The organism is Sphingobium sp. TomTYG74, from assembly GCF_055393875.1.
This window is the reverse complement of the sequence record NZ_AP027341.1, coordinates 697,679-721,325: the sequence shown is the minus strand read 5'-3', so window position 1 is coordinate 721,325 and position 23,647 is coordinate 697,679. Positions and strand designations below refer to the sequence as shown.

At 61.1% G+C, this 23,647-nt stretch carries 21 protein-coding genes; 16 read left to right on the top strand and 5 right to left on the bottom strand.

The window, feature by feature from the left end; translation table 11 throughout:
• Window positions 1-133: 133 nt before the first annotated feature.
• The 4 genes from ACZ5TB_RS03785 to ACZ5TB_RS03770 are packed head-to-tail and all read right to left on the bottom strand — an operon-like array spanning window position 134 to window position 4,039.
• Window positions 134-1,549, bottom strand: a complete 1,416-nt coding sequence (locus ACZ5TB_RS03785) for a glycosyltransferase family 2 protein (RefSeq protein WP_464792061.1) — start codon at window positions 1,547-1,549, stop codon at window positions 134-136.
• Window positions 1,550-1,572: 23 nt separating this feature from the next.
• Window positions 1,573-2,544, bottom strand: coding sequence for a HEAT repeat domain-containing protein (locus tag ACZ5TB_RS03780; protein WP_464792060.1), 972 nt, complete (start codon window positions 2,542-2,544; stop codon window positions 1,573-1,575).
• Window positions 2,545-2,546: 2 nt separating this feature from the next.
• Window positions 2,547-3,668 carry a YaiO family outer membrane beta-barrel protein gene (locus ACZ5TB_RS03775; protein WP_464792059.1) on the bottom strand — a complete coding sequence of 374 codons (1,122 nt, stop codon included), beginning with the start codon at window positions 3,666-3,668 and terminating at the stop codon, window positions 2,547-2,549.
• Window positions 3,665-4,039 carry a response regulator transcription factor gene (locus ACZ5TB_RS03770; protein ID WP_464792058.1) on the bottom strand — a complete coding sequence of 125 codons (375 nt, stop codon included), beginning with the start codon at window positions 4,037-4,039 and terminating at the stop codon, window positions 3,665-3,667. The genes ACZ5TB_RS03775 and ACZ5TB_RS03770 overlap by 4 nt, the downstream gene beginning before the upstream one ends.
• A 936-nt stretch (window positions 4,040-4,975) precedes the next feature.
• Between ACZ5TB_RS03770 and ACZ5TB_RS03765 the strand changes: the two genes are divergently transcribed.
• The 16 genes from ACZ5TB_RS03765 to ACZ5TB_RS03690 all read left to right on the top strand — a co-directional run bounded on the left by ACZ5TB_RS03765 (window position 4,976) and on the right by ACZ5TB_RS03690 (window position 22,252).
• Window positions 4,976-6,367, top strand: a complete 1,392-nt coding sequence (locus ACZ5TB_RS03765; RefSeq protein ID WP_464792057.1) for a sugar transferase — start codon at window positions 4,976-4,978, stop codon at window positions 6,365-6,367.
• A 148-nt stretch (window positions 6,368-6,515) separates the two neighbouring features.
• A complete protein-coding gene (locus ACZ5TB_RS03760) occupies window positions 6,516-6,707 on the top strand; it encodes a hypothetical protein (protein WP_464792056.1) in 192 nt (63 codons plus the stop codon).
• A gap of 400 nt (window positions 6,708-7,107) precedes the next feature.
• A complete protein-coding gene (locus tag ACZ5TB_RS03755) occupies window positions 7,108-8,181 on the top strand; it encodes a hypothetical protein (RefSeq protein WP_464792055.1) in 1,074 nt (357 codons plus the stop codon).
• Between the two features lie 25 nt (window positions 8,182-8,206).
• Window positions 8,207-9,025: a polysaccharide biosynthesis/export family protein gene (locus tag ACZ5TB_RS03750; protein WP_464792054.1), complete on the top strand. Its 819-nt coding sequence runs from the start codon at window positions 8,207-8,209 to the stop codon at window positions 9,023-9,025.
• Window positions 9,022-10,443 (top strand): ATP-binding protein, encoded by a 1,422-nt coding sequence (locus ACZ5TB_RS03745; RefSeq protein WP_464792053.1) that lies wholly within the window; start codon window positions 9,022-9,024, stop codon window positions 10,441-10,443. Before ACZ5TB_RS03750 ends, ACZ5TB_RS03745 begins: the two co-directional genes overlap by 4 nt.
• Complete coding sequence (locus ACZ5TB_RS03740; RefSeq protein WP_464792052.1) at window positions 10,440-11,798, top strand: GNVR domain-containing protein; 1,359 nt, start codon at window positions 10,440-10,442, stop codon at window positions 11,796-11,798. Before ACZ5TB_RS03745 ends, ACZ5TB_RS03740 begins: the two co-directional genes overlap by 4 nt.
• Window positions 11,795-12,703, top strand: a complete 909-nt coding sequence (locus tag ACZ5TB_RS03735) for a P-loop NTPase family protein (RefSeq protein ID WP_464792051.1) — start codon at window positions 11,795-11,797, stop codon at window positions 12,701-12,703. The genes ACZ5TB_RS03740 and ACZ5TB_RS03735 overlap by 4 nt, the downstream gene beginning before the upstream one ends.
• A complete protein-coding gene (locus ACZ5TB_RS03730) occupies window positions 12,700-13,500 on the top strand; it encodes a WecB/TagA/CpsF family glycosyltransferase (protein WP_464792050.1) in 801 nt (266 codons plus the stop codon). Before ACZ5TB_RS03735 ends, ACZ5TB_RS03730 begins: the two co-directional genes overlap by 4 nt.
• Before the next feature lie 148 nt (window positions 13,501-13,648).
• Window positions 13,649-14,923: a lipopolysaccharide biosynthesis protein gene (locus tag ACZ5TB_RS03725; RefSeq protein ID WP_464792477.1), complete on the top strand. Its 1,275-nt coding sequence runs from the start codon at window positions 13,649-13,651 to the stop codon at window positions 14,921-14,923.
• 4 nt (window positions 14,924-14,927) lie between these two features.
• A complete protein-coding gene (locus ACZ5TB_RS03720) occupies window positions 14,928-16,292 on the top strand; it encodes an O-antigen ligase family protein (protein WP_464779421.1) in 1,365 nt (454 codons plus the stop codon).
• A complete protein-coding gene (locus tag ACZ5TB_RS03715) occupies window positions 16,285-17,214 on the top strand; it encodes a glycosyltransferase family 2 protein (RefSeq protein ID WP_464792049.1) in 930 nt (309 codons plus the stop codon). The genes ACZ5TB_RS03720 and ACZ5TB_RS03715 overlap by 8 nt, the downstream gene beginning before the upstream one ends.
• Window positions 17,211-18,155, top strand: a complete 945-nt coding sequence (locus ACZ5TB_RS03710; RefSeq protein ID WP_464792048.1) for a glycosyltransferase family 2 protein — start codon at window positions 17,211-17,213, stop codon at window positions 18,153-18,155. Before ACZ5TB_RS03715 ends, ACZ5TB_RS03710 begins: the two co-directional genes overlap by 4 nt.
• A complete protein-coding gene (locus ACZ5TB_RS03705) occupies window positions 18,155-19,123 on the top strand; it encodes a glycosyltransferase family 2 protein (protein ID WP_464779418.1) in 969 nt (322 codons plus the stop codon). The genes ACZ5TB_RS03710 and ACZ5TB_RS03705 overlap by 1 nt, the downstream gene beginning before the upstream one ends.
• The gene (locus ACZ5TB_RS03700) at window positions 19,120-20,247 is read left to right on the top strand and encodes an endo-1,4-beta-xylanase (protein ID WP_464779417.1); all 1,128 of its coding nucleotides are present in this window, start codon (window positions 19,120-19,122) and stop codon (window positions 20,245-20,247) included. The genes ACZ5TB_RS03705 and ACZ5TB_RS03700 overlap by 4 nt, the downstream gene beginning before the upstream one ends.
• The gene (locus tag ACZ5TB_RS03695; RefSeq protein ID WP_464792047.1) at window positions 20,244-21,329 is read left to right on the top strand and encodes an acyltransferase family protein; all 1,086 of its coding nucleotides are present in this window, start codon (window positions 20,244-20,246) and stop codon (window positions 21,327-21,329) included. The genes ACZ5TB_RS03700 and ACZ5TB_RS03695 overlap by 4 nt, the downstream gene beginning before the upstream one ends.
• A complete protein-coding gene (locus ACZ5TB_RS03690) occupies window positions 21,326-22,252 on the top strand; it encodes a glycosyltransferase family 2 protein (RefSeq protein ID WP_464792046.1) in 927 nt (308 codons plus the stop codon). Before ACZ5TB_RS03695 ends, ACZ5TB_RS03690 begins: the two co-directional genes overlap by 4 nt.
• Here the strand turns inward: ACZ5TB_RS03690 and ACZ5TB_RS03685 are convergent.
• Entirely contained in the window at window positions 22,237-23,454 is a 1,218-nt protein-coding gene (locus ACZ5TB_RS03685) for a family 16 glycosylhydrolase (RefSeq protein ID WP_464792045.1), read from the bottom strand. The genes ACZ5TB_RS03690 and ACZ5TB_RS03685 overlap by 16 nt on opposite strands.
• Window positions 23,455-23,647: the final 193 nt, after the last annotated feature.

Sequence of the window (23,647 nt, the reverse complement as noted above, 5' to 3'; positions counted from 1 at the left end):
ACAGGTCTGCCCCTGCCGATGCCTCTAGGCGAGCAGAAGAGCGCTGCGACGACCCGTCCGGTAACCGGGTCCAACCGAAAGGCCGAACCGTGGCACTAGCGCTTTAAAAATCCGCGCTCACCCGGAACAACGCTCATTCTTTAGAGAAGCCCGCCCTCCCCGCTGCGGCCCAATGATTGTCCTTCCTGTAGAAACGCCACATGCCATAAGTCCGGAAGGCCAAATTCACCTGACGATATCCCAGATTTTCAACAACGGCAGCGACGCCGATCATGAAAAGGTCGCGTGCACTTGGCGTCCGTCTGAGCTGCATTTCCTCAAGCGCCAGGGTTCCAAGACTAAGCGCGGTTCCGAACAGCACCGTCAAGGAGAAGAAGGCAAGCACGACCGTGCCCGATCCGATCCCCAAAAAGTAGAGGATGGGTATCAGAAGATAGCCGAATAGTTCGCAAGGCGGTCCGAGCACATCTTCAATCACGATTAGCGGCATACCGATCAGGCCGATGCGGCCGTATCGCGGATTGAACAGCATGCGCCTATGCTCGACAATCGTCTCCAGCGCGCCCTGCTCCCACCGTGCGCGCTGGTTGCGTAGTCCTCGCCAGCTTTCGGGCGCGTCGGTCCAGCATACCACTTCAGGGACGAAGGCAATGCGATAGGGCCGCTTTTGCTCCCGCATACGGCGATGGATGCGGGTGACGACTTCCAGATCCTCGCCAACCGTATCGTGCCGATACCCGCCAATTTCCACCAGTGGCGCCCGCCGGAATATGCCGAAGGCTCCAGAAATCAGCATCAGCATATCCAGCCGCGCATTGGCGATGCGGGCCGTCAGGAAGGCCCGAAGATACTCCAATATCTGATAGCGCGGCAACCAGCGACGCGGCAGCCGAATCTGGCGAACATGCCCGCCTTCGACAATTGATCCGTTCGCGATGCGAATTGCTCCGCCTACTGCCAACAACGAACCGTCATCTGTCATGAATGGCTCGGCAGCGCGCAGCAGGCCATCGGGCTCAATAATGGAATCGGCATCGATGACGCAAACCAGCGGCGCGGCGGCAAAGCCCAATCCGGCGTTCACTGCATCCGCCTTCCGCCCATTTTCCTTGTCGATCAGAATGAGGTTCGGATAGCGAGCGGAGGCATAAATGCCCAAAATGCGAGTTTTCTGAAGTACTGCCAATTGTTCTCGTTCAATCGGACGGAGATCAAATTCCTGAATCAGTACGGACAAGGTTGCGTCGTTGGACCCGTCATTGACCAGAATCACTTCATGGTCAGGGTATTCCAGAGCCAGCAAGGCGCGCACACTGTCTGCTATCGACAACTCCTCGTTAAAGCAGGGTGCAATGACAGACACGGGAAGGGCAAGGTCCGCATAGCGAGACCAGAGGTCATAGGATCGCTGAGCAGGTCTGACGCGCGTGGCAAAGACTCGCGCAGCAAGCAGCAACTGGATCGTCGAAACGAGATTGCGGATGGTCACGACCAGAAAGGACAGGACGCCAATCGCGACCATGGCGTTCAGCCCGATGTTTTCCAACATAGAGGATATAGAACCCACCCCCATCAGGCAGTCCCCAGCACCTGTTGAGCCTGCTGCGCGCGAAGGCGTACCCAAGGGGAAGGATCTTTGCGCAGTTCCGCGATAGCAGGCAGGCTGCTGTTCAGCCTCATCAACTGACAGGCGCGGATAGCTCTGGCACGGACGGGAGGCACGGGGTCGTTCAAAAGCGGCAATATCCATTTGGCGCTGCCGGGGTGCCCCAATCGGGCGGCCGAATCCAATGCGGCCAGACGAACGGGCGCATGGGTGTCGGCGGCGGCAGCTTCCAATAGTGGAAGCGCGGAGAAATCCTCCGTCCACCCAAGCGCGTCGATCACCAGTGCCCGCACCGCTGGCGGCAAATCGGCGGACTGAGCCAAGCTGAACAGTTCGGATGGATGGCGTGCAGCGATCAACCTGAACAAGGTTCGATGTAGCGGCGTGATTTGCGCGCTTCGCAGGTCCAGATGGTCGATCAATTCGTTTGGCGGAGGCAAGGCATCCAACCGAGCAAGCAGCGACGCGGCCTCCAACCGGGTGTCGAGCTTCGGATCCTCCCGCAGCACAAGGTAGAGCATATCGATCGCCTGCCCTCCTCCTATACTGCCGAGTAGTCGCAGGGCGTCGATCTGCCGCCTCGGTCGGGACCGCCTTGCCGCGACCAGCGCCTGCTTGAGCAACCCTTGCTCCTCCACCAGGGCAACAAGTCGCTCCCGGTCTTCTCCCCTGAGTAGTTGAACAATTCGGCTGATCGCCGCCAGCCTTTCAGCTGGACGGGCGAGCCGGAAAGCAGGCGACGCGGCGATATTCTGGCCAGCCCCCATGATTTCCCTCGTCAGGGCGCGGGTCAATTCCGCTCTGGCGATACTGGCGCGCTCCTTTCGATCACGACGCATCACCAAGAAGAGCAGCCAGGCGGCCATCGCCAGCGCCCCGTAGACGGACATGAATATGGCGATCCGGGCAACATGATCGGCGATGGGGAAGCCCGGCACGATCAGAACCTGACCTGAAGACCTAGCGTCCCACCTGTCCGCCTGTAGGTAGCGCGACGGCGGTCATAGTCGACCCCCGCCCGAAATGAGACCTTGTCAGCGATCGGCACCGTCGCGCCCGCGAATAGGGAATGAACCTGTCGGGTTATCCCTGCTTCCGTGTCGGGATAGGTGGCAGCTCCGGCATAGAGTGTTGCTCCGCCCGAGAAGGTGCGATCCATTCGGCCGGACACGCCCCATCGGTGGATGCCATCTTCATCCCACAGGTTGATCATCCGGGCAGTGGCAGCCAGTCCCAACTTTTGCGCTGCAAGCCGAACGCCGGGCTGAAAGACGGTGACCGACGCATCGCGATATTCCGCATGCCGTAAATCAGCCACCACCGTCGCAAATGAGGTGATGTCCGCCTCCATTCCGGCTGTCACCCCCCATTTTTCCCGGAAATTCGCATTCGGCGTCACGGCCAAAGCGAGGAAGGTCCGAAACTTGTTGCCAAACCGATGGTCGATGCGGGTTTCCAGGCGGGTGTCAGCAAATGATCGCCGGTCTTCTCTTTCCACGGTCAAGGCTGCCGACGTATGGGAATCAATGGCGCCGAAAAGAGCGATATTTGTGTCATACCAGGTTTGGCTGGGCCGATTTGCAAAGGACACGCGGGAAACGTTCTGCGTGGCCGCCAAGCCCCAGTGCGTCGGCGCGGCACTGGCAGGATCGCGATCGTCCAATTGACGCCTGATCGCAACAGCGTCCGCATTTGCTGGCGAGCGCTGCTCGATGGCGACAAGCTCTCGCTCTGCCGCTGCCCGATCACCAGACCACAGGTAAGCGCGCGCCAGCGCTGCGCGGATGTCGAGGTCTTCTGGTGCCAGCAGTTCTGCCCGACGGAGCGTTGACATCGCCTGCGGATAGCGTTTGTCAAAGGCATAGGCACTGCCAAGCATGCGCAAGATTTCCGCATCATCTGGATTGGCGGCATCCGCCTGCTCCAGCCTGCCAATTGCGGCAGCGAAGTCTTGCCGTGCCAAGGCTGCCCGTGCTTGTGCGATCAATTCCGCACGCTGCGGAACAATCGTGCCATCCGGCGCGACGGCTGCCGCTGCAATCGTCAGAACGAGCAGGCTCATTGAACGGGCCTTGCAGATTTCAGGATCGCGTTTACCCGCACGACAAGTTCATCCGGGATGAACGGTTTCGTCAAATAGTCACGAGCGCCAGCGGTCAGCGCCGCCAATATGTCGGCCTGCGCCTTCCGCGACGTCAGCATGACAACAGGCATCCCAGGCCTCTCTTCTGCTAAAGCTCTGAGTACATCGGGACCGGACATCACCGGCATCATGGCATCGAGTACGAGAAGATCGTACTCGCCTCTCCGAGCCTCTTTAAGCGCAGATGCGCCATCCTGCTTGATCGTCACATCATGACCTGCCGCTTCAAGCTTGAACCGAACCAGTTCGCCCAGCAGATCGTCATCGTCTGCGACCAGGATATGCGCCACCTGACCTTTTCCTCTTTTTTGCCGATCCCTTAAGTATCAGCTACATGCGACTAGTGCGAAAAATTTCTTTTCTTAACAATGGGTAAACCACCATTCCGGTTCAATTCGCCGTAGCGGAAAAACGCTTTGGCAGACTTGCCATGCTTTGTGGAAAGCTGATTTGGGCGCTGTGGCGAGAAATTGAAACGGCGCGACAAGGTCTGTCCTGCCCCCGAAGTGGACGACACATCCGACAAATTGGATGTCGGACACGCCATGATTTAACAGCGAGTCTCGAACTGCTCATTTAATGTGCTGCACGCCCCAAAATGACGCGGAATTCGCTCACCAAAATTTACAAATCGAGTAGAAAGCTCTTCTTTTTTACATCAAAAGTTCTATTTGTGAGGGGCGTATCGCATTGGGGCTATTGCAGATGATCGACCTGTCACCTCAACCTCAGGATGAGACTTCCGACGGGGCAGAACTTCAGTCGGAGCCGCGTCACGATACGGCCGTTCGGAGCCGCCCCGCAGAACCTCATAATCGCGCGGGGCTGTTCACCTATGAAAGCGCCGAGGCGAGCGTACGGTTTTTATCGCGTTGGGCGGGACCGATCGCCTTAGCCGGGACTCTTGTTCTTCTCGGATGGTGGTTCGTCGCCTGATTCGCGAAAATGACGGCCTGATTCGAACAAGCGCTTCGTAAGTGCGGTAAATTTTCGCTTGCACATTTCGGCCATTGAATTTCGGGTCGTCGCAGATGTGGGGCGCCGTACCTTCCCATCCTAACGGATCATCGGAAAAGAGCATCCGAGCGTCCCAGCAATGATTGCCAGCCCGATACAATTATGTCCTGCTGCTCCGCAACATAATCACAAGGCAGCGGATGCCTGATGTACACATTCGTCTTTCGGGATGAAGCGTAGTTGACGTCAGGACACGAAAAGGGTTGCAGATGTCGAAAATCGATCTGGCGATCGAGGGATTTCCCGGTCGCCAGCCTACAACATCCGCCGTTCAGCGGAACGTAAGGCTTTGGCTGTGCCTGTTGCTCGTGGCAGCGGACATGGCCGCTCTCGCAACTGGCTTTGGTCTTGGCTTGCGCGCGGCTGGCGTGCCCTTGCTCTTCGCGGGGCTGTGGCAACCACTTGGCGGGGGCATGATCGTCTACGGGATCGTCGCCTTCCACAATCAGGCATTCAATCCCATCTGCCTGACACAATTGACGCCCAGCTTGCGCAATGCATCGCTTGCACTGGCTGGGACGCTGCTGATCTTCCTGCTCACGGTTTTTTCGCTGAAGGCGACCGGCCATCTTTCGCGGCTGGGCATTTCGGCGGGCATTCTTTGCAGTGCGTCTCTACTTGTGATGCAGCGCCTAGTCATCGTTCACACGGTGCGGAGACATTTCAGCGACAATTTATTCGCACAACTGATGATCATCGATGGAGGCATGATTCCTGAAGATGTCAGCGGCATGGTAATTGTCGACGCGGAAGGTGCGGGGATCAAGGCAGACCTCGACGATCCTTATATGCTGCACAGACTAGGCACCTTGCTGCGCGATTTCGACCGTGTGGTCATATCCTGCCCTGCCGATCGCAAGACGGATTGGGCACAGATGCTCAAGGGCGGCAATATCCTTGGTGAGATCATTGTGCCGGAACTGGATTCGATGGCGCCCTTGGCTGTGCAAACATATCGCGGCGTCTCCACTCTCGTCGTGGCACGCGGTCCTCTGAACCTCGCGAACCGCGCGCAAAAGAGGCTTTTGGATATTGCCATCACCGTGCCGTTGCTGATCGCACTGGCGCCCTTGCTGGTTGCGATCGCGATCGCGATCCGGCTCGATTCACCTGGCCCCATCTTCTTCAAACAAGAACGTATCGGCCGCGGAAATCGACTGTTTCACATTCTCAAATTCCGAAGCATGCGCGTTGAACAATGTGATGCGGCTGGGGCGTCTTCCACCCGACGGGACGATGATCGCATCACTCGGGTAGGTGCGTTCATCCGCAAAACCAGCATCGATGAACTGCCTCAACTGATCAATGTTCTGCTAGGCGAGATGAGCCTGGTGGGGCCGCGTCCCCACGCTCTGGGCTCGACGGCGGAAGAACAACTGTTCTGGCAAGTCGATCGACAATATTGGCATCGACACGCACTGAAGCCCGGCATCACAGGCCTTGCTCAAATCCGCGGATTCCGTGGCGCTACCGAGACGCGCCGGGACATTCTCAATCGCGTGGAGGCCGACCTGGAATATCTCCACGGCTGGAGCCTTATGCGCGACATCGCTATCCTGATTGGAACATTCAACGTCCTGATTCATCGCAACGCTTACTGATGGGCAGGCGGTATCGCCCTCTACGTAGGATTTTTGCACCACCCCATTGAATTTGCGACGGAATGAGTGACGCTGAACGCGTACGTGAACTATTTGTTAAGCGTAAAATAGGATATGTCTGCTATCTCGAACAGGGCGGACAAATCACGTGGCAGACGATCTTGCGCCGGTTACCGTTGCGCAACATTCTTCCTTTGATAGCAGCAAGGATTGTGCGCCGAAACTGGTGTACTCATCCTTCGCGGATCGCGCCGATCGCGGCGTCGAAATTCTGTCCCGTTGGGCAGGGATCGTCACCTTCGCAGCTGCAACCTGTTTGATCATCTGGTATTTGCTCTGACTAGGACTCGGCCTAATCTTGCTGCCAGATGAACGGCGTCCGGTTTGATACCTTGCTGGCAGATTAACAGCCCTCAACCGCAACAAAGCGCCGATGATCGCTCGTTTTCACGATGAAGCGAAGCGTGGCATAGTCGCGACAAGTTGCATGTTAAGAGGTTCGTTTTGCGCGCAAAGGCGCCTAGCATGCCCTGATTGCTGCAATGCAATAAAGGGTTGCACATTTGGTTATCACTTACACTCCACATTTTTGGAGGCGCTTTAACGCGCCTGCAAGCCATGATTTTTCTCCGGTCACGCGGGTAGTCGCCGCAGCCATTGGCTGCGCCGCGCTCACCACTATGTCTTGTCCCGTCAGCGCTCAGACAGCGACTGTCGATGACGCTTCACGGCTCAAGACGATGGGCCTCCATGCGACGGCTGGCGTCGACCTTTTATATGACGACAATGTTTATCGTGTGGATGATCGGCTGGAAGCCCCCACCGATGACATCATCGTAACGCCTTGGGCTGAATTGACTTATGGGAAGCCGATAGGACGACATGACCTGCTGCTGAGAAGCCGGGTTGGCTATGATCGGTTTATTTCGGAAGGGCAGCGCAGCAAATTGCGGCTCGACGCCGAGGCGAAGGCAGTCATTCGTTTTGGCGCGACCTGCTCCATCACGCCCGTTGCATCTTACAGGCAACAGCGTGCTGATTATGGCGACATCAATCAGCAAACGGAAAATCTGCAGCGGTTCACCACTTTTGGCGCAGACCTGAGTTGCGAGCGTCCGGGCTTGTTCCCGGTGGCATCCTACCGTCGCGACATGACACGCAACGATAACGCCTTCGATTATGCGGATCAGACCAGCGACACATTTGTAGCCGGGATCGGCTATAACATGCCGAGCCTGGGTACGCTGACCGCCTTTTATGAGCGCGTGAACAGCGACCGGAACAAGCTTGGCATCGAAAATCGAACCAATAGTTATGGCCTGCGGTTCAAGCGTGCGGTGTCTCCAATCACGCAACTTGATGCCGAAGTGCGTTGGCTGGATGTGAGCAGCGATTCGGCGGCCGTTGGCAATTATGACGGCCCAGGCTGGGATGTGAGTATTTCGACCAGCATCGTTCCCCGGCTCAAACTGACAGCCACGACGGAACGCAGCATTGTTAACGACAGCCTGATAGCCAGTGGTTTTGCCATCCGGACCAGATATCGACTGGAGGGCGAGTTCACGATTTCGGAACTCACCTCTGCCGGACTCTACGGTGAATTGGAGCGGCGCAGGTTCCGCCAGGACACCGCTTTGCGGCCATTTTCCATAACCGCCGACCGCAACCAGCGGTTCGGAGCAATGCTGAAACGCAAGCTGTCGGATCGGGTCGACATCTCGCTCGATGCGCAACGCTACAAGCGGCGCACCGATACGGATGTGGCCGAATATAGCGGAACCCAGGTGACGCTGGGCACGGCGATCCGATTTTGACCTCGAACATAAAGGAGCATGAACTGTGAAAGCAGAGGCTCTCCTGACCAGCTTTTCGATCTTCCTTGCAGTCGCCGCGGCAGCACCCGCTGGCGCGCAGACGGCCGAAATGGCGGTCACTACTGCGCCGCCGTCGGCCAAGCCCGAAGCCGATGCGGGTTATCAATTGGGGCCTGACGACGAAGTAAGAATTGCGATCTTCGGTCAGCCAGACCTGTCATCCACTACTCGCATCAAGGCAGACGGCACCGTCACTCTCGCCTTGATCGGGCCGGTCCAGGCGCGAGGCAAGACGACGTCGCAACTGGCTCAGGCAATCGCGGCCAGTTATGCGAGCGGGGGATTCCTCGCCAATCCTTCGGTCAACGTCGAGGTGAGCAATTATGTCAGCCGCTTTGTGACCGTTCTGGGCAATGTGCCTCAAGCGGGCAATTATCCGCTGGATCGCAACTATACGGTGGCGTCGATGCTTGCCAAGGCTGGTGGCTCGACGAAGGACGGCGCCAACGCCGTCATCCTGACGCCCGCCGACGGCAGCGGTGCCGTCCGCATCTCGCTCGCCGACATGGCTGTCGGGGGCAGTCGCCAGCTGAAGCCCGGAGACATCCTGTTCGTCCCGCCAGCGGAGAAGGTCTATGTCTACGGCCAGGTGCAGCAGCCTGGCGCCTTCTCGTTCGCGCCGGGCCAGAGCTTCCGCCAAGCGCTCGCGCTGGCGGGAGGGCCAACGCTCGCAGGTTCTACCAAGCGCATAAAAGTACGCCGGGGAGGCAAGGAAATACAGGCGAACCTGGATGATCCGGTTCAGCCTGAGGACGTCCTCATCATCCGGGAGAAGCTGTTTTGACGACAATCGATCATGGCTTCGCGCAGGATCGGTCCGGCGGCATGCGGGACTGGCTCCTGTCCTTTCGCCGCAGCGCGGCACGTGCCAAGACTCCCAATGGTGGGCCTCGCGCAGCAATGGCTGAGCCTCTGCTGCTCGACACGCCCGTGGCGCCGGGGTTCCGGCAACAGCAAGATGAGATGACGGACGTGCCGCGCGCCCTTTCGATGGGAGCGATGGCCGCGCCCCTGAAGCCGATCAGCTTGCGGCGGGATTCCATCTACAGCGCTTTCAGCACGGCGATGCCGGTGACGGATCGTCATGGGCTGGCGGGGCGGAATAGCGAGCTGGAAAAGCTGGTCGAGGCCATTGTTGTTCAGCGCAAGCATGCCGTCATTTTTGGGACGCGGGGGTCGGGCAAGACTTCGTTGGCGCGGGTTTTTGGCGATCTGGCGGATGAGGCCGGATGCATCGCGCTTTATGGGTCGGCGAGCGGGGATGCGGACTTCGACGCGTTGTTCCGGCCGTTCCTGAGCGAATTGCCGATGAGTGCTGGGGGGCAGGAAAAAGCGCGGAAATTAATGAATGAAACCATTGATGGAACGCGGTTGGCGAACCTGTTGGTGGAGGACGTACGTCAGCGTACCATCTTGATCCTGGACGAGTATGACCGGGTCCGGTCCGACGAGGCAAAGGCGGATGTGGCGACGCTTTTGAAGTTGCTGACCGACATTCATTCGCCGGTTCAGGTGGTGCTGGTCGGCATCGCGGGAGATGTGGATGGGCTGATCGCGGCGCATCCGTCCTTGCGGCGGCATATCGCGCCTCAGCGGGTTGCGCCTATTCCAAAGCCGGAGCTGGAGCGGTTGTTGATGAGCTGCGCGGACAATGCGCGGCTGAAGCTCGATCCCGACGCGCTCGACGCGCTGGCGGGGGCGGCGATGGGGTCGCCCTATCATGCGCGGCTGTTCGGCATGCAGGCGGCGCTCGTCACCGAGTCAGCCGGGCGCGAACGCATGACGCTGGCCGATGTGGAGCAGGGTCTCGCGTCGGCGCTGGAAGATTGGGCGGAGATGAGCGGGGCGACCCACGCGCTGTTCCGCCGCGTGCTTTGGGAAGCCAATGCGAGCCGCCGGATGATCGCGCTGGCAGGCGTTGCTGCTTCGCAGATGTCGGTCATTTCCTATGATCGGCTGGTGCGCCTGGGCCATGAAGTGTTGGGCGGCGGATCGATCAATGAAGGTCAGGCGGCCGATGCGATGCGGCGGCTGGAGCCGGCGCTGACGCCAATGCCCGGCGGCGAGCTGTTCATGTTCGAGGACACGCTGGCGCCGCAGTTTCTGTTGTTGATGGCGAAGCAGCCGGTGCCCGCGACGCCCCCTGCCCCCACCCCGGCTGAAGAAATGCGGGCCATGTTGCGAGGAGTTGACGGGCTATGACCATGAACCCGATCGATCTGCTGTCGGCCGTGCAGGCGCGATGGCGGACGGCGGCGCTGCTGGGCGGCGCGCTGTTCCTGATCATCGCCATATTGGCGTTTATCCAGCCGCGCCAATATGCGGCGACATCCTCACTGCTGCTGGACCTGTCGCAGACCGACCCCACGGACGCCAACAACCAGCCCGGCGTTCGCGTCGAGGTGGACAGCATCCTGGGCACGCAGACCGACGTTATCCGATCCGCCAAGGTGATCAATGCCGTGGCAAAGGAAGCCGGTTTCGTCGATGCCCTGCCAAAGGACATTCCCCTGGACGCGCGTGTGCAGCAAGCCGCCGACCGGGTGCGAGCCAATCTGACCGTGACGACGGGACGGCAGAGCAATGTGCTGCAATTGCAGTATCTGGATGCCGATCCGGCGATAGCAGCCAAGGTCGCGAACCTGGCCGCCCAGATTTACATGCGTGAGCAGGTCGAACTGCGCGCCTCCCCCGCGCGTGGTTCTGCCAAATGGTTCGACGAGCAGACGCAGGAAGTGCGCCGCCGCTACGAACTGGCGCAGAAACGGCTGTCCGATTTCCAGCGGGCGCATGACATTATCGGCATCAACCGCATGGACCTTGAGGCCGAGAAGCTGAAGAACATGTCCTATCAGCTGACGCAGGCGCAGGCCGAGGCGGCGGCGGCACGATCCAAGGCAGGTGCGGGGTCCGTTTCGGACATCGAAGGATCGCTGATCGTCCAGAATTTGCAGGAACAGGTGGCGACACAGTCCGGGCGGGTTTCGGAGCTGTCGAAGACATTAGGTCCGAACCACCCGAGCATGGTCGCGGCCAATGCGCAATTATCGGAACTGCAATCCAAGCTGGCATCTGCGCGGTCGAGCCAGGCAGGCGCGGTGAATGCGAACAGCGTCGCTGCGAACCGTCGTGAAGGCGACCTCAAATCCAACATGGCGGGCCAGGAAGATCGTATGATCCGCATGTCGGAGGTGCAGGACCAACTGATGGTCCTGCAACGGGATGTGGATGCCGCGCGACAGACTTATGATACGGTTCGGCAGCGCTTCAACGAGGCCACGCTGAAAAGCCAAATCTCGCAGCCCAATGCAAGCCTGCTGGATAAAGCTTCCGTCCCGCTGATACCAGCCAAGCCCAATCTGATGCTGTGGCTGATCGCGGGGGTCGCCTTGGGCCTGATCGGCGGGGTGGCGGCCGTCGTGATCGCCGAGATTCTGAAGCCTCGCGTTCGATCCGCCGCTGGCGTCGCAAAGGCGACGGAAGTGGAAGTCATCACCGAACTGCTGCCGGTCCCGACCCGGGGCGGCTGGTTCCTCAATCGGCAGGAGGCCGCATGAGACTGCGTTCCACGGCAGGCGCCCCACCCCAGTTGATGCCCGGCGGCGGGACCGCCGCGTTACGCCCGAGAGGACGGGACAAGCAGAGCTTCGCGAAGCTGGCGGTCGATCACGGGTTCCTGGCGGAATCCGACGTCACCCGCGTTGACATGCATGCGCGCGAACATGGCCTTGCCTTCCATGAGGCGGCTGTTGAGATGGGCGCGCTGGATGCCGAGGCGGCAAATCTGCTGGCGGCGCTGGCGGGTGGGTTTTCGCTATTGCCAGCGGGTGACGAGCGGATCGACCCGGCCGTGGTCGCGGCCTTCGACCCCGCAAGTCCCTATGCAGCCAAGGTCAGGACGATCCGCGCGAAGATGCGGTCAGCCGCGAAGGCGGGCGATCCATCCGCATTACGGTTGGCGGTGCTGTCCGTCGATGCGGGGGATGAGGCCGCAGTCATGGCCGCGAACCTTGCCGTCGTACTGGCGCAGATGGATGGGCAGACGATGTTGATTGACGTCGATATGGGCAACCCGTCGCTCGACCGACTTTTCCGGGTGGCGAACAAGTCGGGGCTTGCCGAACAGCTGATGGGTAGCGCAGCGTTGCTGCCCGCAGCCAAGACCGCGATCGAGGGCTTGTGGCTGATGACCGCAGGGCGCGCCTCCGGCAGTGCGTCGAGCCTGATCACACGCGGCCCGCTGGCGGACACGGCCAATGGATGGGGCCTTAAGGAAACGTCGATGCTGTTCTACCTTGCCGAGCGCAAGGGCGAGCAGACTCCGGTTGGCAGCATATTGGCGGGTTTCGACGCCGTGGTCATCGTGGCGCGGCGGGGCGATACCGCGATCGCCGATTTGCGCCGCATCATCGACGATCTGGACCGGCAAGGCGTGCCGATCGCCGGGACGGTCATTGCATGAGCGCAGAGAGAGCCATCCCCCAGCCTTTTCCGTCCGTCGAGCCGCAAGACAAGAGCGTGCTGGTCGGCGGCGTGCCGGTTTCGACCCTCTCGCTTGATGCCCTGATTGCGAAGATGGTGCGCGAGGCACCGCTGCGCCGAATGCAGAAGGAAGCACCATTGCTGGTGTTCGACTGCAACGGACAGGGGCTGTCGATGAATGCTGTCGATGCGAACTTTCGCGCCGATCTGGCTCAGGCGGACCTGATCCACGCCGATGGGCAAATCATCGTCATGGCGTCACGCTGGTTCAGCAAGACGCCGATTGCCGACCGGTCGAGCACGACCGACATGTTCATCGACAGCCTGCCGCAGGCGGCTGCGGGCGATGTCCGCTATTATCTGCTGGGCGGCGAGGAGAAGGTGAACGCCGAATGCGCGCGGCGGATCACCGATTCAACGCCGGGCCTGAAGCTGGCCGGGCGGCGCAATGGCTTCTGGAGCGCGGAGGAAGAAGGCGCGCTGATCGAGGAGATCAACGCGGCGGCGCCGGATGTGCTGTGGGTCGGTACAGGAAAGCCGCGAGAGCAGGCCTTTTGTGTCCGCAACCGGCACCGGATCAAGGCGGGATGGATCGTCACCTGTGGCGGCCTGTTCAACTATGTGACGGGCGATTATCCGCGCGCGCCGATGTGGATGCAGAATGCGGGCGTGGAGTGGCTGCACCGGATGGTCACGCGGCCCCGGCAATTGGCCTGGCGCTATATCACCACCAATCCCCATGCGCTCTGGCTGATCTGGAAGCATCGCCATGGCTGATGGGATCGGGCCTCAATCCCAGTCGGTGAGAGCCCCCCTCCCGCGCGCGGGAGGGGCCGGGGGAGGGTTTGTGCAGGACTCTCTTCCGTCGCTAGCGCTGAGCGATGGAACAGCGGTTGCGCAGGCCCACCCCCTAACCCCCTCCCGCTTGCGGGAGGGGGAACCCGAAGGGCGCGTGCGGAAACTTGGCGGCATCTTTGGCCGCTTCGGCTTGGCCAGCCTCTCGTCCGCCATCGTGTCGGTCAGCCATCTGGCCGTGCAACTGTTTTCCATTCATCATCTGGGCACAGCGGCGATCGGTACGCTGGCGTTCCTGCTGGTCATCATCCAGTTCGGCTATGGCCTGTCGAACGCGCTGGTTTCGACGCCTTATACGATCGCGGTCAATCAGGATGATGAGGCCGATCACAAGTCTTTCGACTTCTTTTTTCCGGTGAACCTGCTGCTGGCGGCAAGCCAGGGGCTGATCTGCGCGGGCATTGCCTGGGCGACGGCTTCTCCGGCAGCCGCAGCAATGTTCGGGTTGGCTGGCGCATTGTCCCTCATTCGCTGGTTCGGGCGGTCCAATTCCTATGCGCATCACCGGCCAGCGCGGGCGGCACGATCCGACCTTGCCTATGCCGGGACGATCGTTGCCGGTCTGTTGGTGGCCTCCCGGACGGGTGCTGATCTGGCGAGCATCGGCGCGATGCTGGTGGTGGCGAGCCTTGCCGGACTGCTGCCGTTCGGGCTCTCCTATTTGCGGCGGCACTTTGCCCTGCGGCTGACCAGGGCGATCAGCGCCTATCGTCCGGTGTGGCGCGAGCAATCCGGATGGACCCTCGTCGGCGTGCTTTCGACCGAGGCGACGTCCAACGCGCACAGCTATATCGTGACGCTGCTCGCGGGTCCGGCGGCCTTTGCGCCGGTCGCGGTGGGCATGCTGTTCTTCCGCCCCGTCAATGTATGCATCACCGCGCTTACCCAGCTGGAACGGCCGCGCATGACGCGGGCCGTGGCGCGCGGCGATCACCACGCGGCGATCAGGTCCGAGCGTATCTTCATGGGCGCGCTGGTCTTCCTTTGGGCGGGGACATGCCTGCTCGCGGCGCTGGTGCTGTTCGTGTTTCCGCAACTGATCCTGAAGCCGACGCTTGACTGGCGGCTGGTCGCGATCGCCGTCGGGCTTTGCGCGCTGCTGTCGCTGGTCCAGTGCGTGCAGACGCCGATGAGCGTCATGACGCAGGCGCGTAAGGCGTTCCGGCCGCTTGCTCATCAGAGCCTGCGCAGCTGCGGCGTGGGGATCATCGCAGTGACGCTGCTGACACTGGCGGTTGCGCCGATCTTCTCCATCGCTGGCGTCGTGCTGTCACAGCTGGTGATGATGCTGGGCATCTGGCAGCTCGACCGCAAGTGGCGGGCGAGCCAGCGGGCGGAAGGCTGAAGCCATGGCGTCGACATGGCATCGCATGGGCACCGCGCCGTCCCTCCCCTCTCCTGCTGCTTCGCAGGAAAGCCGGATGGTCGTGGTCGCGCAGATCTTTTACTATGTGTTCCTGATGATGGTCTTCATCGGCCAGCAGCCTTTCGCTTCCCGCACGCAAGACGAGCTGGTCGCGATGGCGCAGGCCAATGACGGGTCGGACCTGTTCAAGCAGGCGCTGTTCATCGGCTTTGCGCTGTTGCTGACGGTGGTTCAGGTCTTGCGGCAACATCCGCTGAAATACCGTTTCACCTTTTGGCCGCTGGCGATCATGCTGGTCTGGTTCCTGATCACCTGTAGCTGGGGCGTCGATCCGTTCGTATCCTTCAAGCGGGTGATGCAGCAGTTCATCGTGATCTACATCACCTTTTGCGCATTGGCTCTGATCGGGCCGGAGCGGTTGTTCACTGCGCTACGATGGGCGCTGATTACCTCGCTTCTCATATGTTGGATTTCGATGCCGCTGACCTCGGCCGCAGTGCATCCGCCCACCGAGAGCGACAAGGCGCTGATCGGCGCGTGGCGGGGTTTCTTCTTTCACAAGAATATTGCGGGCGCGGTGATGGCACTGTGCTTCATCGTGTGCGGCAATGCGTGGGTGGATCGCCGGAAATGGTATTATGCGCTGTTCGCGATCATGGCGTTCGTGTTCGTGATCGGGACGAAGAGCAAGACGTCGCTGGCGCTGTGCATCGGCATGTTGGCGATCAGCAACATCTACCGGGCGCTGAGCGACAATACGCAGAAGCGGGCGATATTGCTCATCATGCTCGGGTTTGGGATGGTGGGGTTTCTGGCGCTCTACATCGCCTATCAACCTACGATCGAGCGGCTGTTTGCTGATCCGACAAGCTTCACCGGGCGGGTGTCGATCTGGCGCGTGGCGTTGGATTATCTGGCCGATCATCCGTTCCTGGGGGCGGGGTTTGGCGGCTTCTGGCAGGTCGGGGCGAACTCTCCGGCGCATGATTATCTCAATCAGCAATTCCAGATGCTGACGGCGCATTCGCATGATGGATATCTGGAGATCTGGGTGACGACCGGGCCGTTGGGGCTCGTCATGCTGCTAGTGAGCTTTCTGGCGCTGCCCGCTTACTGGTTCCTGACCGGATCGACCAAGGAGAACCAGCATCTGATGGTTCCGGCTTTCGCCATCTGGGTGTTCGTCATGTACCAGAATCTGCTGGAAACCTCCTTCTTCGACAAGGACCGGCAGGTCTGGGTGATCTTTCTCGCCGCGGTTGCCACCGCGCACGCCACTTTCAAGGCCAAGCCGCGCCCGCAATGGCAGCGGCGGCGCATTTCTTCCCCGGAGGCTGTTAATGGCTAGGGTTATTATCTGCATCGCGACGTGCAATCGGCCGCAAGGGTTGCGGCGGACGCTGGAGTCGATTGCGGCGCTGGAGACGAGGCACAAGCTGGAAGTGCTGGTCGCGGACAATGATGCCGCGCGGGCCGAGGGCATGGGCGTGGTAGAGAGGCTGGCTTCGCAAGGCTATCGTTGGCCGATCAAGGCGCTGCTGGTGGCTGAGCGGGGGATACCCGTGGTGCGCAATGCTCTGGTGGCGGAGGCGCTGGGACGGCCGAACGTGACGCATGTCGCGATGTTGGACGATGATGAAGCCGCCTCCCCCGGTTGGATCGATGCGCTGGTGGATACCGCCATGCGTTGGAATGCGGATGTCGTGGGCGGCGCGGTGGCGCGGGAGATGGACGCGCGGGTTGCGCCCTGGGCCGCGCGGCATCCCTTGTTGCAGGCCAAGCGACGCGGGACGTCCGGGCCTGTCGCGCTCGTCGATAGCACGGCCAATGTGCTGATGTCCGCGCAGGCGCTGCACCACATGGGCGAGCGGCCGTTCGATGAACGCATGGCGCTGACCGGCGGGTCAGACAAGCAGCTGTTCAGCCGCATGGCGCGCAAGGGCTTTCGCTTTGCCTGGTCGGAGGAGGCTCTGGTGACGGAGCTTATTCCGGCGAGCCGGGTCACTACCAAATGGCTGCTTATGCGCGGATACCGGCTGGGGATGACCGACATGATGGTCGAGCGGTTCCATAGGGGGCGGCTGCGCACCTTGCTGGGCGAAATGCCGCGCATCATGGCGGGGTTTCTGGTGGGCACACTGGGCGCTGCGGCCACGCTGGACCGGGGCAAGCGCGTCGTGCGGCTGGGCAAACTCTACCGCGCTATCGGCAAGATCGCCGGAATCGTGGGCTTCCGTTACGAAGAATATCGAAAGGTGCATGGCGCATGAGCGATGCGGCTCCCTTCTTTTCCGTCGTCATCCCGCTCTATAACCGCGCCGATATCGTGGGTGACACGATCCGGTCGGTGCAAGCGCAGGACTGGCAGGATTTTGAAATCGTCGTGATCGATGACGGATCGCGCGACGATCCGGCGCCGGTGATCGAAGCCATTGGCGACGTGCGCGTGCGCTACATAAGACAGGATAATGCCGGGGGTGGCGCGGCGCGCAATCACGGGATCAAGACCGCGAGGGGCCGATATATCGCGTTCCTCGATTCCGATGATCTGTTCCTGCCGGGCAAACTGTCGATCATGGCGCAGGCGCTCAAGGATGATGACGGCCGCATCGTCCTTTATTCCCGGATGAAGGTGGACCGGGGCGTCGATCGTTACTGGATCAGGCCTGATCGCGGCATCCGGGACGGCGAGGATGTTGGCGAATATCTGTTCTGCGCCAACCAGTTCATGCAGACATCGACCATGGTCGTGCCAAGCGACATGGCGCGAAAGGTGCTGTTCGATCCGGCGCTAAAAAAGGGGCAGGATCTGGATTTCTGCGTCCGGTTGCAGGGCGCAGGGGCGCGGTTCAAGATGATCGACGAGCCTCTTACGGTCTGGCTGGACGCGACCGAAGCTGGCCGGACGTCCTATGTCCGGGGCTATGAAACCTCGCTCGACTGGCTGGATCGCTGCGGTCATATGCTCACCGGCCGGGCGCGGCGCGGCTATCGCGCCACGGTGCTGGCCTATCATATGGCGCCAGTGCGCCCCGTCGCGGCGCTGCGCGATCTGATAATCGGCCTGTTCGCGGGAGGGGTGCCGCCCAAGGTGGTCGCGCGGCAGATATTGCGGTCATATCTTCCAAAGCCGATCTACCGCTCGCTGGTGAATCTCTTCGTGCTGCGGTTCGGCAAGGGCGAACCGGCCCATGGCGGGGCACGGTCGTGATGAGCGCCTGGCAACCCCCATCGCAGCTTCAGGCTGCCGTCGCCCAACCGCTTTTTTCGGTTGTGATTCCCACTTATCAACGCCGCGACGCCGTGGTCGCAGCCGTGCTTTCTGCACTTGAGCAGAGCATCGCGGTGATCGAGGTGATCGTCGTCATTGACGGCTCCACCGACGGCACCGAATTGGCGTTGGGAGCAATCAAGGACCCACGCCTGACCATCGTCGTGCAGCAGAACCGGGGCGCGTCGGCGGCGCGCAATGCCGGTGTCGATCGGGCGCGGGGCCGCTACATCGCCTTTCTGGATTGCGATGACCGTTTCCTGCCGCATCACCTTGCCGACCTGTTGCCGCTGCTGGAAGAGAGTGAGCATGTCGTAGCCTATGGCCAGGTGCTGGCCGACCGGGGCGGTGGACGGAACTTCCTGAAACCGCCGCGCGCGATCCAGCGGAATGAGCCAGTCGATCGCTACCTGATGTGCGATCGCGGCTTCATCCAGACCAGCAGCGTGGCGCTGAGCCGTTCGCTGGCCGAGAAGGTCCGTTATCGCGAAGATGTAAAGTTTGGGGACGACACGGATTTCGCGTTGCGGCTGTCGCTGGCGGGCGCGCGCTTCGTGATGACCAGCCGCCCCGGAACGATCTGGGCGGACCGTCAAGCGGAGGACCGGCTGTCGCAGGTTCGTGGCAATGCGGGCAGCCTCACCTGGCTGGCGGACCTGCGTCCCCATATCTCGGCGCGCGCCTTTTCCGGTTATATGGGTTGGCATGCGGCAAAGAGCATCTGGCCGACTAAGCGGCTTCGAGCCATCCGTTACTATCTGACCGCGCTGATGCATGGAGCCTATGGGCCGCGCCTGGCGGGTGCGGTTCTGATGCAGATCGTTCTGCCGGACGGCGTTTATCGCAAAATCTGCGATCGCTGGATCGATGTCATGCGACTGTTGAGCGGGCGGAGGCAAAGCCTGTGAGGCGGCGGGATTTTCTGGCGGGGGCAGCGACGCTGGCGGCCTGCTCTCCCCTGCCGCCCGGCGCGGCCCGCGTCGCGTCGCGCGACGGATTGGCCGATCATGCCAAGCGTTCCGGTCGCCATTTCGGTGTTGCCGTCAAGTCGCGACTGCTGCGGGAGGACAAAGCCTATCGGGCCACAGCCGCGCGGGAATGCAGCATCCTGGTGCAGGAATATGAACTGAAGCGTAAAACCACAGAACCCAAGCCCGGCAAATACGACTTTAGCGGCGCTGACCAGATCATCGACTTCGCGCAGGCGCATGGGATGCGAGCGCGCGGGCACACATTGGTCTGGTACACCGCCAATCCGCCCTGGCTGGAACCGGCGGTGCGGCGGGCAAGCGATGCACAGCAACGGCGGTTGATGACGAGCTACATCGACGTCGCCATGCGGCGCTATGCGGGCCGGATTTCAGAATGGGACGTGGTCAATGAAACGATCGAGCCCAATCAGGGCCGCGCCGACGGGATGCGCGCGGAGAACCTATGGATGAAAGCCATGGGCGAGCATTATATCGACCTGGCGTTTCACCGCGCGCGGGAAGTCGATGGCGAAGCGACGCTGTTTCTGGGCGATTATGGGCTGGAACATGACTCCCCCCGTTGCGAACGACGTCGAACCGCTATGCTGAAGCTGGTCGACCGGCTGCTGAGCCGGGGGGTGCCTGTGGACGCCATCGGCATTCAGGGCCACCTCAAGCCCTATAAGGAGCCGTTCAATCAGCGGCAATTTGCCGACTTTTTGCAGGCGCTGAGTGGATATGGGCTGAAGTTGGCGATCACCGAACTGGATATCGCTGACCGCAGTGGCCCGCCCAATCCGGAAAAGCGCGATCGGGAGGTGGCAGCTTTTGCCAAGGCGTTTCTGGACGTGGCGCTAGACAATCCGGCGGTGGGATCGGTCCTGTGCTGGGGGGTGTCGGACAAGGATTCATGGCTGTCCAAATATCCCGATTATAAATGGCCTGACGGGCAGCTGTCCCGTGGTCTGCCCTTTGACGGTAAAATGGCCCGGAAGCCATTTTGGGACGCAATCGCTGGCGCCTTCGATGCGGCGCCGCCTGCCAAGAGGAACCGGGCATGAGGGTCGCCTCACTCACCGGCCTGCGCGGGGTCGCGGCCGTTTCCGTCCTGCTTTATCACATCCCGCACCAACCGGCCTTTGCGCAGTTCGCCATCCCGCTATTTTCGCGCGCTTATCTGGCCGTCGATCTCTTCTTCATCCTGAGCGGCTTTGTGATTTCCTACGGCTATCATGACCGGGTGGTGAAGCATCTGGGCCGAGCGAGCTATATGGATTTCCTCTTCAACCGCATGGCTCGGGTCTGGCCGCTGCACCTGATCGTGACATTGGTTTTTGGGCTACGCATCCTGCTCAACGTGTCGGGTAATCAGTCGATAGATTTGAACGCCGCGAACATCGTCAGTAACCTGTTCATGGTGCAGAGCTGGGGCTGGGGCACGGAGCCGATCGCAGGCAATAGCTGGTCGGTCAGCACGGAAGTTGCGGCCTATCTAATCTATCCATTTATCGCGATCCTTGCCTTTTCGCGCTGGGCATGGACGCAGGTGACGCTGTGCATTGGATTGCTCCTGCTGGTTGCGTCGTCGGGACTGGGGGCCAGCGGACCACTGGACGTCAATGACAGCGACAGCGTGCTGACGCTGCTGCGCTGCATTGCGGGTTTTTCGTTGGGGGTTCTGACATATCGTGTTGCGGACCATCCTTTGTGCAAGGCCGTGATTGGCTGCAAAGGCGGCTTTGCGGCGGTTTGTGGTCTGATCGCGCTGGCGCTGCTGTTGCCGGGAGCCGATGTGCTGGTGGTGTGCCTGATGCCCGCGCTGGTGCTGAGCTGCTATTATGACGGACCAGCCGCGCGCGCGGTGATGGCCAACCGGCTGAGCTTTCACCTCGGCCTCATCAGCTATTCCATCTATCTTTGGCATCCGCTGGTGCGCGACGTCGCCGCACGCGCGATGGGCGTGGCGCAGCGGCATGGAATCGGGGGCATGGATTGGTTGTTCGTGATCGGGATGCTGGTCGCCACCTGGCTGATCTGCTGGGTTAGCTATCTGCTGATCGAAGTGCGAGGACATCAGTTTATCAAATGGCTGCAAAAGGGGCGTCCGCAGCGCCCCACGGCGCTGGAACCGGCGGCGCCATGATGGGCAAGCCTATCTGGATCGCCATTCCGACGTTCCGGCGACCCGCCGAATTGCGGCACTTGCTGGAAACCTTGGCAAAGCTGGTGCAGCGGCAGGATGTCATGGTGCTGGTCGCCGATAATGACGGGGACGCGGCAGAGGGCGCGGTTGTGGTGGAGGCGTTAAGGGCGAGCGGCTATCCCCTGCCCCTTACTCTGTTGCCGGTGGCGGAGCCGGGGCTTTGCTCGGTTCGCAATGCGATATGTGATGTTGCGATGGCCGATCCCGCGATGCGGTTCATTGCGATGATCGATGATGACGAGTGGCCGCAGCCGGGCTGGCTCGACGCGCTACTTGCCTGTCAGGCGCAGGTGGGTGCCGATGTGGTCGCGGGGCCTGTTGATTTTCACTTCAAGGATGGCCCGCCGCGATGGGCGCAACAAACTTTGGTGTTCCGGCCGGAGCAGCGCGCATGGGGCGCGACGGGCATGTTATGGGCGAGCAATAATCTGCTGGTGAACCGCAGGGCGCTGGAGATGGTGCCACGGCCGTGGTTCGATGTGCGCTTCAACCGCAGCGGGGGTGAAGATCTGGATTTCCTTGCGCGATTGCGGGAAGCGGGCGCGCGGTTCGCTTGGGCACCCGATGCCCGGGTGAGCGAATGGGTGCCGCCGGAACGGGCGAAGCTCAGCTGGGTGTTGAAACGGATGTGGCGGATCGGATTTACCGAGACACTGGCGCGGCGGAAGCGGCGGCCGGGGCGCGTTGCGCAGGTTGTGCTGGTAGCGCGGACACTCGGCATTCTGGGGGTGCGCACCGTCGGCCTTGCAGGACTGGTCCTGCCCGGCGTTCGCCGCGTGGACGTTGCCGGGCAGTGGGTCAAATGCTGGGGGCGCCTCTATGCCCTGTCAGGCGGCGCCCACGCCCATTATGGCGCGCTGTAGATGCGCAGGCTCTTGATGATCATGTCTCCAGAGCCATCATCATAGGCGCCACTGGTCTTCACCGCGACATCCATGATCGGATACCAGCGGTGCCCCTGGAAGGGATTGACCGACTGGTATGTTTCCACCCCATCCACGAACCAGGTGATATAATCGCGCTGAATATCGACGGCGAAGCGGTGAAAGTCTTGGGCGAAGCCATTGAGGCCGTAAGCCTGCTCAGCCTGGATCGTGACGCCCCGCTGGAAGCTGCGGACGCCGTCCTTGCCGCCATGGATGGTGTGGGCGATGTGGCGATCGAAATCCCAAAAGCTTTGATAGCCGAAGCCTTCATAGATATCGATTTCGGGCGGCCATCCGCTGGTGGAGATCAGCCAGAATGCAGGCCATGACCCGCGGCGGTTGGGCATCCGGGCCACCCACTCATACTGGCCATAGCCGATCTGCGAGGCGATGAAGTTGCGGCCGTCCAGTACCGACGCGCCATAATACCAGTTCCGGCCTTCATACCAGATGGGCGACTTCAGCTTCTGGCTGTGCAGGACGAGGCCCTGTGTGCCCCAGTAGACTGGACCTTCGACGCCGGGGAATAGCGACGAATCCAGATAGAGGCCGGTCTCTCCATTGGCTATCTGGGTACGGCCATGCGACAGCGAGGTGGCCCAGCGATCCCAGCCGCCGTCGGGCGAGCGCTTGTGCGCGTCCTTCTTCAGCTCGAACTGGAGCGTGCCCGTCGCCGAGAAAGTCCGAGGCTGGCGGAAGGTGCCGCTTGCCTTGGGTGTGGGCGCTACGTAGCTGGTCGCGGTGATGGTCGCCAGCGACTGGCCCTGCAAGGCACCCCAGGGCGCCTCACGCAGCTTCAACTGGAATTGCTGTCCTTGAGCAAGACCGATGATCGGCACTTCCACCGTCTGAACAAGCGGGTCGCCGGGACGGAAGATCACGACGGTATCCACCGTCTCGTAGTTATAGCCCGACAGCGCGCGCAGCGTGCCTGAGCCGTTCACGGTAATGACTCGTGCGATGACCGTGTTCGGCGTCGGACGATCAAGCTTTACCGACACATAGGCCGTACCGCTGCCCGGACGGACGGTCGCGTTGCTCAGCCATAAGGTCGACTTGCCCGGCAGCTTTGTACCATTGGCGAAATCGAAAGTGGAAAAGCTGGATGAAACGGTCGAAGTGGTATCGGTAGGCGACAAAGTTGTCGCATTCGTTGTCGATGTTAATCCACTGCTAAGTAGGGTCGTGGTGGACCCCGTCTGCAAGTTAGTCGATGTCGATCCACTCGATAACATCGTTGCGGCCCCCGCCGCCATGATGCATAGAAGCGATAATCCGACTCCACACATGGAGCCGGTCAATTTGATATTCATTTTTGCAACCCCCGCTTAT